The 15,703-nt window shown below is 66.8% G+C and carries 11 protein-coding genes; 9 read left to right on the plus strand and 2 right to left on the minus strand.

Annotated features, from left to right (window positions below; genetic code table 11):
• Positions 1 to 5 precede the first annotated feature (5 nt).
• Positions 6 to 1,601 carry an AbgT family transporter gene (locus ACIQ7H_RS14725; RefSeq protein ID WP_395792793.1) on the minus strand — a complete coding sequence of 532 codons (1,596 nt, stop codon included), beginning with the start codon at positions 1,599 to 1,601 and terminating at the stop codon, positions 6 to 8.
• Between the two features lie 45 nt (positions 1,602 to 1,646).
• Positions 1,647 to 2,501: a tryptophan 2,3-dioxygenase gene (locus ACIQ7H_RS14730; protein ID WP_395792795.1), complete on the minus strand. Its 855-nt coding sequence runs from the start codon at positions 2,499 to 2,501 to the stop codon at positions 1,647 to 1,649.
• 219 nt (positions 2,502 to 2,720) lie between these two features.
• Between ACIQ7H_RS14730 and pdhA the strand changes: the two genes are divergently transcribed.
• From pdhA to ACIQ7H_RS14775, 9 genes are all read left to right on the plus strand, one after another.
• On the plus strand, positions 2,721 to 3,797 hold the full coding sequence (pdhA, locus tag ACIQ7H_RS14735) for a pyruvate dehydrogenase (acetyl-transferring) E1 component subunit alpha (RefSeq protein ID WP_395792797.1): 1,077 nt from the start codon (positions 2,721 to 2,723) through the stop codon (positions 3,795 to 3,797).
• Positions 3,794 to 4,786, plus strand: coding sequence for an alpha-ketoacid dehydrogenase subunit beta (locus ACIQ7H_RS14740; protein WP_395792799.1), 993 nt, complete (start codon positions 3,794 to 3,796; stop codon positions 4,784 to 4,786). The genes pdhA and ACIQ7H_RS14740 overlap by 4 nt, the downstream gene beginning before the upstream one ends.
• Positions 4,787 to 5,082: 296 nt before the next feature.
• A complete protein-coding gene (locus ACIQ7H_RS14745) occupies positions 5,083 to 6,519 on the plus strand; it encodes a dihydrolipoamide acetyltransferase family protein (protein ID WP_395792801.1) in 1,437 nt (478 codons plus the stop codon).
• A gap of 538 nt (positions 6,520 to 7,057) precedes the next feature.
• Complete coding sequence (locus tag ACIQ7H_RS14750; RefSeq protein ID WP_395792803.1) at positions 7,058 to 7,399, plus strand: arsenate reductase family protein; 342 nt, start codon at positions 7,058 to 7,060, stop codon at positions 7,397 to 7,399.
• Between the two features lie 82 nt (positions 7,400 to 7,481).
• Positions 7,482 to 9,215, plus strand: a complete 1,734-nt coding sequence (locus ACIQ7H_RS14755) for a glutamine--tRNA ligase/YqeY domain fusion protein (protein WP_395792805.1) — start codon at positions 7,482 to 7,484, stop codon at positions 9,213 to 9,215.
• Between the two features lie 130 nt (positions 9,216 to 9,345).
• Entirely contained in the window at positions 9,346 to 9,747 is a 402-nt protein-coding gene (locus tag ACIQ7H_RS14760) for a hypothetical protein (protein WP_395792811.1), read from the plus strand.
• 9 nt (positions 9,748 to 9,756) lie between these two features.
• Positions 9,757 to 10,317 (plus strand): nucleoside deaminase, encoded by a 561-nt coding sequence (locus ACIQ7H_RS14765; protein ID WP_395792807.1) that lies wholly within the window; start codon positions 9,757 to 9,759, stop codon positions 10,315 to 10,317.
• Between the two features lie 8 nt (positions 10,318 to 10,325).
• Complete coding sequence (gene rlmM, locus ACIQ7H_RS14770) at positions 10,326 to 11,396, plus strand: 23S rRNA (cytidine(2498)-2'-O)-methyltransferase RlmM (RefSeq protein WP_395792813.1); 1,071 nt, start codon at positions 10,326 to 10,328, stop codon at positions 11,394 to 11,396.
• Between the two features lie 240 nt (positions 11,397 to 11,636).
• Positions 11,637 to 14,993, plus strand: a complete 3,357-nt coding sequence (locus ACIQ7H_RS14775) for a Calx-beta domain-containing protein (protein WP_395792809.1) — start codon at positions 11,637 to 11,639, stop codon at positions 14,991 to 14,993.
• Positions 14,994 to 15,703: the final 710 nt, after the last annotated feature.

Below are 15,703 nucleotides of genomic sequence, written 5' to 3' on the forward strand. Positions count from 1 at the left end.
GTTGCTTACTTTGCAGCTGCAGCGGCAGCGGGGATGTACTCGTAGCTGGAGCCGATGCCGAGTGGGATATCCAGCGCCCAGAAGCCAAGCAGGAATGCGGTCCAAACCAGCAGCAGGCTGACCGAGTACGGCAGCATCAGCGCGACCAGAGTGCCGATGCCTGCCGACTTCACGTACTTCTGGCAGAACACCACGATCAGCGGGAAATAGGGCAGCAGCGGGGTGATGATATTGGTCGAGCTGTCGCCCACGCGATACGCCGCCTGGGTCAGATCCGGCGAGACGCCGAGCTCCATCAGCATCGGCACCATGATCGCGCCGATCAGTGCCCACTTGGCCGAGGCCGAGCCGATCAGCAGATTCACCGTGCCGGAGAGAAACACGATACCCACCAGGGTCAGCGCCAGCGGCAGGCCCATCGCCTGCAGCGCGTTAGCGCCCTTGATCGCCAGCAGTACGCCGATGTTTGACTGGCTGAAGGCGAAAATGAACTGGGCGCAGAAGAACGCCATCACGATGTAGTAGCCCATGCCGCTCATCGCCTTGCTCATGCCCTGAACAATATCGCGATGGGTTTTGACGGTGCCGGCCACGTAGCCGTACACCATGCCGGGGATCAGGAAGAACACGAAGATCAGCGCCACGATGGATTGCATCAGCGGCGCAGCGGCCACCAGCAGCGGATGACCACCTTCCGGCACCTGATCGGCCGGTGCCGCCCACGGCGTGCCTTCGACGAACAGGGTCAGGGCCAGCAACGCGATGGCCAGCACCATCGAGGCCGCGGCAGCCTGCAGGCCACGGCGCTCCTGCGGCTGCAGGGCGTCCATGGTCGGCATAGAGGCGGTGTCACCGTCAACACGGGTCGCCTGCAAGCGCGGCTCGATCACCTTGTCGGTCAAAAACCAGCCAACCAGCACGATCAGGAAGGTCGAGGCGGTGGTGAAGAAGTAGTTGTTGAGCGGGTTGATCTCGACCGAGGGATCAGTGATCTGCGCCGCCACCTGGGTGATGCCAGCGAGCAGCGGATCCAGGCTCGACGGCACGAAGAAGGTCGCCGAGAAGCCGCCGGAAACACCGGCGAAAGCGGCAGCAATGCCCGCCAGCGGATGTCTGCCGGCGGCGTAGAAGATCACCGCACCCAGCGGGATCACCAGCACGTAGCCGGCGTCCACCGCGACATGGCTGAGCACACCGACCGCGATCAGGACAGGCGTCAGCAGCGCCTTCGAGGTCACCGCCAGAATCGCGCGCAGTCCGGCGTTGATGAAGCCGGTGTGCTCGGCCACGCCGAGCCCCAGCATCGCCACCAGCACCACGCCCAGCGGGTGGAAGGTGACGAAGGTGTTGACCATCTTGGCCATAAAATTGGTCAAGGCACTGCCGTCGAGCAGGCTCAGCACCTGGACCGGCTGGCCGCTGCGCGGATCGATCTCGTCGAACACCACCCCCGACAGCAGCCAGCTCACCACCCACACCACCACCATCAGCAGCAGGAACAGCACCGCCGGATCCGGCAGCTTGTTGCCGACGCGCTCGACCACGTCGAGGGCACGGGCCAGCGCCCCGCGCGGGGCTTGGATTTCAGTGGTTTGGGACATTCGGGTCTCCTTGCAGGCGATCAACGGTAGAAATTGTTCGGCAGCTCAACGTCCGAGGACGGTGCGCACATCGAGTAGTTCAGGGAAGAAGGTCAACTCCAGCGCTTGTTTCAGAAACCCCACGCCGGAGCTGCCGCCGGTGCCGCGACGGTAGCCGATGATGCGTTCCACCGTCTTCATGTGGCGGAAGCGCCAGAGCTGGAAGCTCTCCTCGACATCGACCAGCTGCTCGCACAGGGCGTAGGCACCCCAGTGCGCGTCGGTGTCTTCGTAGATGCGCTTGAACACCGGGATCAGCGCCGGCTCGCGCGTATGGCTGCGGCTGAAATCGCGCTCCACGCAGGTCGCCGGCACCGCATGCCCGCTGCGGGCCAGGTAGCGCAGGAATTCGTCGTACAGGCTGGGCGCTGCAAGCGCGGCGGCGAGTTCATCACGCACCGTCGGCGCGTGTTCGAACACATCGAGCATCTCGGCGTTCTTGTTGCCGAGCATGAATTCGATCAAGCGGTACTGGTGCGACTGGAAGCCCGAGGACGGCCCTAGCGAATCGCGGAAGCCGAGGTACTCGCTCGGGGTCAGCGTTTCCAGCACCGACCACTGCTCGAACAACTGGCGCTGCACCTGTTTGATCCGCGCCAGGATCTTCTGCACCGGCCCCAGCTCGTCGCGCTGCAGGTGGCTGATCGCCAGCCGCAGTTCGTGGATGATCAGCTTCATCCACAGCTCGGACACCTGGTGCTGGATGATGAACAGCAGTTCGTCGTGGTTGCCCGGCTGCGACACCGGCTGCTGCGCCGACAGCAGGGCGTCCAGCTGCAGATAGCCGCCGTAGCTGAGCCGATCGCGCAGATCGCGGGCGATGCCCGGCTCAAGCGCACGTTGGTTCGATTCAGTGTTCATCGCAACGGGCCTCCCCGGCCGCATCAAACGCGCAACCATACCCGAGTCCGGCCCGGCGGCCGAGCCAGAATCACCGCTGACGCCGGTTCTACTGCGCTGCAGCTGCCGCGCAAGCCCGCTTGCATGCGGATGTGAAGGGGCTTTATGCGGCGCTGCGTCTTGCTCTGCACGCGACAAAACGGTTTTCTGTGAAACTTCCCACGGCATGGATGCGAAAGCATGAGCACGGCGGCGCAGTTCTCGATCGAGTACCTGCAGTACCTCGACGCAGAGGGCAAGGAGGTGGCGCCCTTGCCGGCGTTTGCCGCAGACGGCAGCGCGGTACTGGCGCTGTTCAAGCAGATGCTGATGGTGCGCAGCTTCGACGCGAAGTCAGTCGCCCTGCAGCGCACCGGCAAGCTCGGCACCTATGCCAGCTGCCTCGGCCATGAGGCCACCCACATCGGCATCGGCGCGGCGATGCGGCCCGAAGACGTGTTCGCGCCGTCCTACCGCGAATACGGCGCGCAGTTCATGCGCGGCGTGCGTCAGCGCGACGTGCTGATGTACTGGGGCGGCGACGAGCGCGGCAGCGATTACCAGATCCCCCGGCACGACTACCCCTGGTGCGTACCGATCGGCACCCAGTGCCTGCACGCGGCCGGCGCAGCGCTGGCGTTCAAGCTGCGCAATGAACCGCGCGTGGCGGTGGCCTGCGTCGGCGACGGCGGCAGCTCAAAGACCGACACCTATGCCGCGATCAATTCCGCCGGCGCCTACGACCTTCCCTTCGTGCTGTGCATCATCAACAACCAGTGGGCGATCTCGGTGCCGCGCTCGGCCCAGACCGGCGCGCAGACGCTGGCGCAGAAGGGTATTGCTGGCGGCCTGCACTGCCTGCAGGTCGATGGCAACGACATCATCGCGGTGTATGAGGCCGTCAGCCGCGCGCTTGAGCGTGCCCGCAGCGGCACCGGCGGCACCGTGCTGGAGCTGGTCACCTATCGGCTGGGCGACCACACCACCGCCGACGATGCGCGTCGCTATCGCGGCGAGGATGAAGTCAAGGCTGGCTGGCTGCGGGAGCCGTTCATCCGCGTACGCACCTGGCTGACCGTCAAGGGCCTGTGGAGCGAAGCGCAGGAGGCCGCCTGGAAAGCCGAGTGCGACGCCCACGTCGATGCCGAGGTCAATGCCTACCTCGAAACCCGCACCCAGCCGCTGGAAGCCATGTTCGATTATCTGTACGCCGAAGCCCCGCACGACATCGCCGCCCAGCGCGCCGAAGCCCTGGCCTGGGAGGCACGCCGCGCATGAGCACGCCCGCCCCCGCCATTACCTTGATCGAGGCGATTACCCAGGCGCTGGCCTGGGAGATCGCGCACGACGACAGCGTGCTCGTGCTTGGCGAAGATGTCGGCGTCAACGGCGGCGTGTTCCGCGCCACCGCCGGCCTGCAGCAGCGCTTCGGCGCTGACAAGGTGCTCGACACCCCGCTCGATGAAACCACGATTGCAGGTCTGACTGTCGGCCTTGCGACGCAAGGCATGAAGCCGGTGGCCGAGGTGCAGTTCGATGGCTTTGTGTATCCGATGCTGGACCACATCATCTGCCACGCTGCGCGGTTCCGTACCCGCACCCGCGGCCGCCTGAGCTGCCCGATGGTGCTGCGCGTGCCCTGGGGCGGCGGCATCCGCGCGCCTGAGCACCACAGCGAGGCCAACGAGTCCTTGTTCACCAACGTACCGGGCCTGCGGGTGGTGATGCCGAGCAGCCCGCAGCGCGCCTACGGCCTGCTGCTGGCGGCGATTCGTGATCCAGACCCGGTGATCTACCTCGAACCCAAGCGCATCTACCGCCAGTACAAGGAAGAGGTGCCCGACGACGGCGAAGCCCTGCCGCTGGACGTGTGCTTCGTGCTGCGCGACGGCAGCGACATCACCCTGGTCAGCTGGGGCGCGCAGGTCAAGGAAACCCTCGAAGCCGCCGAGGCACTGGCACGCGAAGGCATCAGCGCTGAAGTGATCGACGTCGCAACACTGAAGCCACTGGACTTCGACACCATCGCCGAATCGGTGGCCAAGACCGGACGCTGCGTGATCGTGCACGAGGCCGCCAAAACCGCCGGCTTCGGCGCCGAGATCGCGGCACGCCTGGCCGAGCATTCGATGTTCGATCTCAAGGCCCCGGTCGAGCGCGTGACCGGCTACGACACCCATATCCCATTGTTCAGGCTGGAAATGAAGTTCCTGCCCAGCGTGGAGAAGATCCTGGCGGCAGCGCGGAGAGCGATGAGCTTCAGCTGAGGCTGCAGGCCCAAGCGTCCGCAACGCTCATTCAGGACTGCAACCCTGCGATGCCGCAGTTGAAGCCCCTCTCCCCTTGTGGGAGAGGGGTTGGGGAGAGGGGGCCAACACTTCTGCAGCGAGACCCGTCCCCCTCTCCCCTTGCCTTCGCTTCGCTCGGGCTCCTCGGTTCATCAGTTGCCACCGGCAACTGATGAGCGAACCGCCTCGCTCCACAAGGGGGAGAGGGGAGCACAGCAATCCCCGCGTCAACCAAACACCCACCCCACGACGCGCAGCGCGCGCTGGAGAACGCAATGAGTTCGAACAAATCCTTCCACCTGCCCGACCTCGGCGAAGGCCTGCCGGATGCCACCATCGTCGAGTGGTTCGTCAAGGTCGGCGACGTCATCAAGCTCGACGCGCCGCTGGTCTCGATGGAGACCGCCAAAGCAGTCGTCGAAGTGCCCGCGCCCTGCTCGGGCACGGTGCTGAAACTGGCCGGCGCTGCGGGTGATGTCGTCATCACCGGCGCGGTGCTGGCCGAGTTCGAGCTCGACCCCAGCCTGCCGCAGCGCGCCGACGCGCAGGACACCGGGCACAGTCATCACCATGCACCCGCACCGACTGCAGCCGCGCCTGTCGCCAGCGGCACAGCGGCAGCAGCACCGGCTGAGGTCGCCGAACCCGAACCCGCCAAGCCCGAGCGCGCAGACGCCGGCACCGTGGTCGGCGCGATGCAGAGCAGCGATCAGGTGCGCAGCGAAGCCGCCATCAGCGTCGGCGGCGTCCGCGCGATGCCGGCGGTGCGCGCGCTGGCAAGGAAGCTCGGCGTCGATCTCTCACGCGTCGAATCCAGCGGCCCCGACGGCGTGGTCTCGATGGACGACGTCAAGCGCGCGGCCGCCGCAGGCAGTTCGCCGGCCTCATCATCAAGCCCGAGCGCCGCGGCTGTTCTCCCCTCCCCCCGTGAGGGAGGGGTCGGGGGAGAGGGTCCGGGTCTTGCCCAGCAAACATTCAGCGCGCAGCCGCTGCCCGCCGCAGTCCCCACCCGCACCGCTCTGTCCGCCTCCGGCAAACCCATGGCCACGCGTCCGCCGACCGCAGCGGCGGCCACCGGCCAGCCCGAGCAGCTCAAAGGCGTGCGCCGAAACATGGCGCGGGTGATGGCCGCGGCCCACGCGCAAGTCGTACCGACCACGCTCACCGACGACGCCGACATCCACGCCTGGGCGCCGGGCAACGACATCACCGTGCGCCTGATCCGCGCGATCGTCCGCGCCGCCAAGGCGGTGCCCGCAATGAACGCCTGGTTCGACGGCGACAAGCTGACCCGCACCCTGCACCCGCAGGTCGACATCGGCATCGCGGTCGATACCGACGACGGCCTGTTCGTACCGGCCCTGCGCAATGCCGATGTGCTGGACGCCGCCGGGGTGCGCCTGGCGCTGGACCGCCTGCGTGCGCAAGTCGCCGACCGCAGCATCGCTGCCTCGGAACTGTCCGGCTACACGATCTCGCTGAGCAACTTCGGCATGTTCGCCGGCAAGTACGCCACGCCGGTGGTGGTGCCACCGTGCGTGGCCATCCTCGCCGCCGGCCGCGGCCGTCATCAGGTGGTGCCGGTGATGGGCGGCATCGAAACCCACAAGATCATCCCGCTGAGCCTTACCTTCGACCACCGCGCCGCCACCGGCGGCGAGGCCGCGCGCTTCCTGCGTGCGGTGCTGGATGATTTGGCCTTGCCGGGGTGAGTTTGAGCGGGGATTCGGGGTTTTACGACATCGCGCGAAGCGCGTGGGGGTCAGCCGCATCCAGCGCCGTCGACGCCTCGCTCCCCACGCATCTAGCCCCTCTCCCGTGGGAGAGGGGTTGGGGAGAGGGCGGGGCGGAGCGCAGCCGTGCAAGGCGCGGCGTCCGCAGTGGTGCTCGTCGCTCTCGGGACGTCAGGCCAACACCCGAACCCTCTCCCCCGGCCCCTCTCACACGGGAGAGGGGAGCAAGTGCAGCCACGGTGGCACTGAACGGCGAGGAGTAACCACGGACATGCGACAAGTCGCTTGACAGGCAGCGGCTCCGAGCAATCGCCATCTGTAGAGCAAAGTTTGCTCGGCTGAAGCTTGGGCTTGCGTCAAGCCTGAAGAAGAGCGGAGCAAGCTCCGCTCCAAGCGTTGAGGAGCTTCGTAGCGCCGACTCTCAACCCACCGCTTCCTTGCTACCTTCGGCCATCCCGAATCCCGAATCCCGAATCCCGAATCCCGAATCCCGAATCCCGAATCCCGGCACCCGACCATGCGCCTGCTCCACAACCCGCGCTGCAGCAAATCCCGCGAGGCGCTCGCCCTGCTCAGCGCGCGCGGCGATGTCATCGAAGTCATCGAGTACCTCAAGACTCCGTTGAGTGCGCCTGAGCTCGGCGCGCTGTTCGACGCGCTGGGTGTTGAGCCTCCGGCGGCGATGCGATTCCAGGATGATCTGGCGAAGTCGCTGGGGCTGGCTGCCACCGACCCGCGCAGCCGCGACGAATGGATCGCCCTGCTCTGCGCGCATCCGGCACTGCTGGAGCGCCCCATCGCGATCAAGCACGGCCGCGCGGTGATCGGCCGGCCGCCGCAGCGGGTGCTGGAGCTGTAGCGCGCAGGCAGGAGGCGCCGCGCTCAAGCCGTCTGCCTACCTGCGTTAGACTGCGCGGCTCCCAAGGCCCTAGCCCTCTCCCATGTCTGACGCAGCTGCCGCCGATCCCCGCCCCGTTCGCAACGATTTCATCCGCCAGATCATCCGCGAGGATCTGGCTGCGGGTAAGCACACAGCGATCCAGACCCGGTTTCCGCCCGAGCCCAATGGCTACCTGCACATCGGCCATGCCAAATCGATCTGCCTGAACTTCGGCATCGGCGAGGAGTTCGGCGGCCGCTGCAACCTGCGCTTCGATGACACCAATCCGGCCAAGGAAGACCCGGAGTACGTGGTCGCCATCCAGGACGACGTGCGCTGGCTGGGCTTCGAGTGGAGCGAGCTGCGGCATGCCTCGGACTACTTCGAGGTGTTCTATCTCGCCGCCGAAAAACTCATCCGCGACGGCTTGGCCTACGTCTGCGATCTGAATGCCGAAGAGGTGCGCAGCTACCGCGGCACCCTGACCGAGCCCGGCCGCGACTCGCCCTACCGGAACCGCAGCATCGAGGAGAACCTCGACCTGTTCCGCCGCATGCGCGCCGCCGAGTTCCCCGACGGCGCGCGCACCCTGCGCGCCAAGATCGACATGGCCAGCGGCAATATCAATCTGCGCGATCCGGCGATCTACCGGATCAAACACGTTCCGCACCAGAACACCGGCGACGCCTGGTGCATCTACCCGATGTACGACTACGCGCACTGCCTCTCCGACGCCATCGAGGGCATCACCCACTCGCTGTGCACGCTGGAGTTCGAAGATCACCGTCCGCTGTACGACTGGTGCGTGGACAAGGTCGACCTCGCCGGCCACCCGAACCTGCTGGAATCGCTGCGCGCGCACGGCTGGCACGACCGCGCTGCCAAACCGCGGCAGATCGAGTTCTCGCGGCTCAACATCAACTACACGGTGATGAGCAAGCGCAAGTTGATGGCGCTGGTGCAGGAAGGCCTGGTCAGCGGCTGGGACGACCCGCGCATGCCGACCCTGCAGGGCATCCGCCGCCGCGGCTATACGCCCGGCTCTCTCAGGCTATTTGCCGAGCGCATCGGCATCAGCAAGCAGAACTCGCTGATCGATTTCTCGGTGCTGGAAGGCTGCGTGCGCGAGGATCTCGACGCTCATGCCGCGCGCCGGCTGGCCGTGCTCGACCCGATCAAACTGGTGATCACCAATCTCGACGCCGCGCACGCCGAAGTGTTGACGTTCTCGAACCATCCGAAGAACCCGGACTTCGGCAACCGCAGCGTGCCGTTCTCGCGCGAGTTGTGGATCGAGCGCGAGGACTTCGCCGAAGTCCCGCCCAAGGGTTTCCACCGCCTGAAGCCCGAAGGCGAAGTGCGCCTGCGCGGCGTTGGCATCGTCCGCTGCGATGAAGTCATCAAGGACGGCGACAGCGTCATCGAGCTGCGCTGCACGCTGGACCCCGAGACCCGCACCGGCATGGCCGGCGCGGATCGCAAGGTCAAGGGCACGATCCACTGGGTCAGCGCGCGCGATGCGATCGCCGCGGAAGTGCGCCTGTACGACCGCCTGTTCAAGGTGGCCGACCCGGACGACGACAGCCACGGCGGTTCGTACAAGGACCACTTGAACCCGGACTCGATCCGCAGCGTGCAGGCCTGGGTCGAACCTTCCGCGGCGGAAGTCGCACCGGAAACCCATCTGCAGTTCGAACGCATCGGCTTCTTCGTCGCCGATCGCCGCGACCACAGCGCAGCCAAGCCGGTGTTCAACCGCAGCGTGACCCTGCGCGACACCTGGGCGGCGGGCTGACATGCGCGCCGGACTGCGTCAGATTGGACTCGCCTTGGTGTTCGTCGCCAGCGTGCTCGGTGCAGGCTGCGGCGAGCCGCCTGCGGCGACACAGGCGCCCGCCTTTGCCGAAGCCCCACCGCCGCCACCGATGACGCCGCCGGCAGCGCCGCCAGCATTCGAGTTCGCGCCGCCCAGCGGCACCGCATCCGGCACCTGCTCCGCAAGCGGCGACAGCCGATGTGATGCACCAGTCGAAGCAGCGGCGACTGACGCCGGCAAAGCGGCCGCCACCGACGGCGCGCCCGAGGCCATCCCCGAACCCGACCGCAGCTGTCAGGTCGATGCCGACTGTGCGGTCAAGGACGTCGGCAACTGCTGCGGTTACTTCCCCGCCTGCGTCAACACGCAGGCGCAGACCTTCCCGGAACGCGTGAAGGCCGCCTGCTCGGCGCAGGGGCTTTCCAGCATTTGCGGCTTCGAAGACATCAGCGCCTGCGCCTGCATCGAGGGCCGATGCGCGGCGGCAGCTGGCGGCGCTCAACTGCAATAGGCACTCCCCATGCTGTACGCCCAAGTCCACCTGACCTTGCCCGCCTGGGTCCATGATCTGGCGCCCGCCGGCACCGTCTACACCACCGACGACGACAAGATGCGGCTGGCGATCGAGCTGTCGCGCCGCAATGTCGACGCGCGGACTGGCGGGCCGTTTGGCGCCGCCGTGTTCGATGCCGCGCACCGGCTGGTATCGGTCGGCGTCAACCGCGTCGAGCCGCACACCTGCTCGGTCGCACACGCCGAAATGATGGCCTACATGACCGCGCAGCAGCGCCTGCAGCGCTTCCGCCTGAACGAGGATGCGCCCGGCATCACCCTGGCGACTTCATCGCAGCCCTGCTGCATGTGCTACGGCGCGACCTTCTGGGCCGGCATCGACACCCTGCTGATCGGCGCCAGCGCGAAAGATGTGATGACTCTGACCCAATTCGACGAAGGCCCGCTGCCGGCCGATTGGAAGGGCGAGCTGGAGCAGCGCGGCATCAGCGTGCGCACCGACCTGCTGCGCGACGAGGCCTGCGCGGTGCTCAAGCACTACACCGACAGCGCCGGGCGCATGTACTGATGAAACCCATGGGCGACGCCGGCCTGTACCTGCCCTGCCGCGCCGGCTTCGAGCCCGAGTGCGCGGCCGAGGTCACCGAGCGCGCCGGCACCTTCGGCGTGGGCGGCTACGCCAAAACCGAGCGCGACTCCGGCTACGTGCGCTTTCTCGGTTTGGACGCCACGTCGCAGTCCCAGCTGTGCCGCGCCCTGCCCTGGCGCGAGCTGATCTTTGCCCGCCAGCGCCTTTCGGTTTTCGCCGAGCTGCAGGGCCTCGACCCGAAAGACCGGCTGACGCCCGTGCTGGAGGCGATGGCCGGCAGTGGCCAGGTGTTCGGTGAGCTGAGCATGGAGCACCCGGATGCCGACGTCGGCCGCGACCTCGCCGGGCTCGCCCGCAGCTTCGGCAATGCGCTGCGCGCAGGCCTGCGCAAGGTCGGCCATCTGAGCGCAAAGGACGACGCCCGCAAGCCGACCCTGCACGTGGTGCTGCTGGCCGGCAATCACCTGCTGCTGGCCGCCGGCGACCCCGACAACAGCCCGCCTTGGGTCGGCGGCATTCCGCGCCTGAAGCTGGCCCACGATGCGCCCAGCCGCTCGGCGCTCAAACTCGAAGAAGCCCTGCTCAGCCTGCTCAGCGCGGAGGAACGCGCACGCTGGATGAAATCCGGCCAGCAGGCAGTGGACCTTGGCGCCGCGCCCGGCGGTTGGAGCTGGGTGCTGGCACGCGCGGGGCTGTCGGTCACCGCGATCGACAACGGCCCGCTGGCCGACAGCGCGATGGGCACCGGCCTGATCAAACACCTGCATTCCGACGGCTTCCGCTGGCGCCCGCCGCACCCGGTCGACTGGCTGGTCTGCGACATGGTCGAACAGCCCAAGCGGGTTGCCGCGCTGATGGGTGACTGGCTGATCGAAGGCGACGCCCGCCGCGCGATCTTCAACCTCAAGCTGCCGATGAAGAAGCGCTGGCAGGAAGTGCGCGAGCAGCTCGACACCCTGCATAGCCGCCTGCAGCAGGCCGGCCTCGACCTCCAGCTGCGCGCCCGCCAGCTCTACCACGACCGCGAAGAGATCACGGTGGCGGTGTTGCCGCGGTAGCAGCGCGCGGCCGCCTCACAGACATCGGCCTTGAGCGCCCTTGAGCGCCCTTGAGCGCAGCGAAAGCGCAGCTCAGTTGTCCCGCCCCTGCAACAACCAGCGCCGACAATCGGCCGGCCGGACTGCGATCCGCAACACGCCGGAGGCGGCTCTATGACGCCCGCGTTAAACACGCCATGAATCCGTAACCGAACACGGCTAAACTCCGGCAGTTTTTTGACCTCAACCGGAGGAACCGCCATGGCGGGCTTCACATTTGTACGGACAGCGCTGCTGGCGCTGGGGCTTGTAGCTGCGAGCAGCGCTTCGGCGCAGGTGGTGATCAGTCAGGCCTATCCGGGCGGCACCCTTTCTGGCGCAACCTACAACCAACGTTTCATCGAGCTGTTCAATCGGGGCAGCGCCCCGGTGAGCCTGGCCGGGCACACCCTGCAGTACGCGTCGCCGACAGGAACGGGCGCTTTCGCCGTGCACGCGACGCTCAGCGGAACCATTCCCGCCGGTGGATACGTGCTGATCGCCTACCCGGTGAGCGGCAGCAGCGCAGCTCTTCCCGTCACGCCTGACCTGAGTGCTACGGGTTCACCTGGCGGCACCAACGGCAAGTACGCGCTGGTGAACTCCGCGACCGCGCTGGCCTGCAATGGTGGCTCGACCGCGTGTTCCCCCGCGCAGACGGCCCTGATCGTGGATCTGGTCGGCTACGGCACCGCCAACTTTTTCGAAGGCAGCGGCGCGACCCCCGCGTTTTCCGCCATCCTCGCCGGCTTTCGCGCCAACGCAGGCTGCACCGACACCAACAACAATGCCGCTGACTTCGCTACTGCGACACCATTGCCGCGCAACAGCACCAGCCCCGTAAACTCCTGCGCACCGCCGGCCCCCACCCTCAGCGTCGCCGACCTCAGCCTCACTGAAGGCAACACTGGTCCCAAGAATTTTGCGTTCGAGATCACCCTGTCGGCACCGGCTCCGGCTGGCGGCGTGAGCTTCGATTTCGCAAGCTCCGACGGCACCGCCACGGTGGCCTCAGGCGACTACGTCGCGCGCACCGAAACCGGCTTGGTAATCGCTGCAGGCACATCGAGCACATCGATCAACGTCATCGTCAACGGTGATGCGGTGGACGAGGCTGACGAGACCTTTGCCGTCACCCTCAGCAATCCGGTCGGTGCAACGCTTGCCGATGCCACGGCCACCGGCACCATCCTCAACGACGACGCCGCCACCGCGGTGCTCTCGGTCGCCACACCGGCCGACATCATCGAGGGCAACAGCGGCACTGTGGCGCAGCAGGTCACCGTCAGCCTGAGCTTCGCGCTGGCCGCCGACGTGGTATTCACCGCCACCACCGCCGACAGCACCGCCATCGCAGGGGCCGACTACACCGCGCTGAGCGCAGCCCAGTTCACCATTGCCGCCGGCCAGACCTCGGTGATCGTGCCGGTGCCGGTGCTGGGCGACACGGTTGATGAGCCCAACGAGACCTACACACTCACCATCGCCAGCAGCAGCCCGGGCGTGACGCTCGGCACCGCCACGGCCACCGCCACCATCCTCGACGACGATCTGCCGGTCAGCGAGATCTTCGAGATCCAGGGCAATGGCGCGTGCTCGCCCTTCGTGACCCCGTGCAACCCGGCCGCGAATGTCCCCGGTGAGGCCGTCTACACCCGCACCAACATCGTCACCGCCGTAGGCACCGCGGGCTTCACCATGCAGACGCCGATCGCCCGCCAGGACACCAGCGGCCTGACCTCGAATGGCGTCTACGTGTTCACCGCCGTCGCGCCACGCAACGATGCCGGCGAGCTGCTGGCGGCCGGTGACGAAGTCGACGTGGTCGGCCGCGCAGCCGAGTTCTTCGGCCTGACCCAGATCGCGGTCAACAGCACCCGTGATGGCGCCAACAGCATCCTCACCACCGCCACCGCACGCCCGCTGCCCTCGCCGGTTCTGTTCGGCAATCTGCCGCCAGCCCCGAGAGGCACCATCGTGTTCACCACCCAGCCGTCGAAGAACCCGAACAGCCTCAGCTGCGGCGCACTCGGCAACTTCGAGTGCTTCGAAGCCATGCGCGTCAACATGGTCAATGCGGCGGTCACCGTGTCCAATCAGCGCTTCGCCAACCCCGCGGGCCAGCTCTACGCCGAGGTGTGGATCTCGCCCTACGGCGAGCGCGGCGTACGCGAGAAGGGTGCGCTGTTTGGCACCACGCTCACCCCCGACAACTCCGCCGCGGGCGTGTGGGACGGCAACCCCGAAATCTTCGAAATGGATGCGGACTTCCTGATCCCCGGTCTGGTCGATACCGAACTGGCCGGCGGCACGCGCTTCAATGCCGTGGGTGTGGTCGGCTTCGATTTCGGCGACTACGAGTTCTGGCCGACCAGCCTTGAGGTGCTGAACAACACCAACCAGGTGGTGCGGCCGGTGCCGGCTGCAGGCATCAACGAGCTGACCATCGGCAGCTTCAACGCCTTCCGGCTATGCGATGCGCTGGCCAACAGCACCAGCACCTGTGCGGCCAGCACGGCGCTCGAAACCGACACCAACCGCGTGGCCCATCAGATCGGCCAGATCAGCGCCTACATCCGCAACGTGCTGCGCAGCCCGGACGTGGTCGGCATGCAGGAAGTCGAGAACATCGGCGTGCTGCAGCAGCTGGCGACGCAGATCGCCGCCGACGGTGGCCCGACCTACCGGGCCGAACTGATCGAGGGCAATGACGTCGGCGGCATCGATGTCGGCTACCTGATCAACGCCGCGCGGATCAGCAACAGCGTGATCACCCAGCTGGCCGATGACGAAACCTGGAACGATCCGCAGGGCAGCGCCACCGCCATCCTGCACGACCGCCCGCCGCTGCTGCTGGCCGCGGATTTCATCGGCAACGGCGGCAGCTTCCGCTTCCACGTCATCAACAACCACACCCGCTCGCGCGGCGGCGTGGATGTCAGCAATGCCGACGGTGAGCGCCTGCGCGCCAAGCGCTACAGCCAGGCGGCCTCGATCGCCGCCCTGGTGCAGGGCCTGCAGACCAATACGGCCACCGCGGCGGTGCCGCTGTTCGTCATCGGTGACCACAACGCCTACCAGTTCAGCGACGGCTATGTGGACGTGGTCGGCCTGATCGCCGGCACCTACAACAACGCCGAGAACACCTGCGCACCGTCCAACGGCGTCACCAACTGCAAGCTGCCCGGCGGCGCCAACATCGTCACCCCGCCGCTGGTCAACCTGATCGACGTGATCGACGTGAGCGAGCGCTACTCGTACAAGTTCACCGAGAACTTCGGCGCGATCCAAGGCAGCGGCGGCCGCGATCTGGCCACCAACCAGGTGCTGGACCACGGCCTGTTCAACAGCGTCGCCCAGCCCTACGTCACCGGCATGGCCTTCGGCCGCGCCAACGTCGATGCCTCGACCCAGCGCTTCCGCACCTGCAACTACACCCTGCGTGATGCCGCGCTCTGCCCGCAGGGCCCCGGCAGCTGGGTCCCCACCGGCAGCTCCGACCACGACGGCTTCGTGATCTTCATCAGCCCGCCCCTGCCCAACGCGATCTTCGCCAACGGCTTCGAAACGGTCGACTGATCCACGCCGACGCGTAGTGCTTTGCACCGCAAACGCCCGCCTCTTCAGGCGGGCGTTTGCGTTTGGGGGTGCGGAACACCATCGCCACACCCAACACCGATGCCCCGCGCTGGAAGCCCCTCCCCCTTGCGGAGCGAGGCGGATCGCTCGTCAACTGCCAGTGGCAGCTGACGGTCCGACGAGCCCAAGCGAAGCGAAGGAAAGGGGTTGGGAAGAGGGGGCAACCCATTGATCTGGCCTGCTGAAGTTTGAACTTCCAGCTCCAACGCTACGTGGCTCATAGCGCCCGTAGCGCCAAGCATGTTCAATCATCATCCCGCCAAACCCATAGGGCGGGTCCTGACCCACCGCCGCGCGCGGCGACTGATGCATCCCATCGCGACCCGCGACTCGGGCTTCGTGCCGCCACACGGGTTCCGGTTCGATGACTGCGGAGTAAGCCAAGCTCCGGTGGGTCAAGACCCACCCTATTGTTGTTTCGGCCCGCTGAGGTTCGAACTTCCAGCTCCAACGCTACATGGCTCATAGCGCCCGTAGCGCCAAGCATGTTCAACCTTCATCCCGCCGAACCATAGGGTGGGTCTTGAGTAAGCGTCCGCCCAAGCCACCTACCGCTTCGCCACTCGCCGTGCTGAGCCTCAGTTGCAGATCGGCGCCCAGCCCTCGATCGGCAGCAAGCTGTCGATGTCGCGGTTGCGCGTGGTCGGCAG

This window comes from Aquimonas sp. (genome assembly GCF_044377145.1).
In the GTDB taxonomy this organism is placed as follows: Bacteria; Pseudomonadota; Gammaproteobacteria; order Xanthomonadales; family Xanthomonadaceae; genus Aquimonas.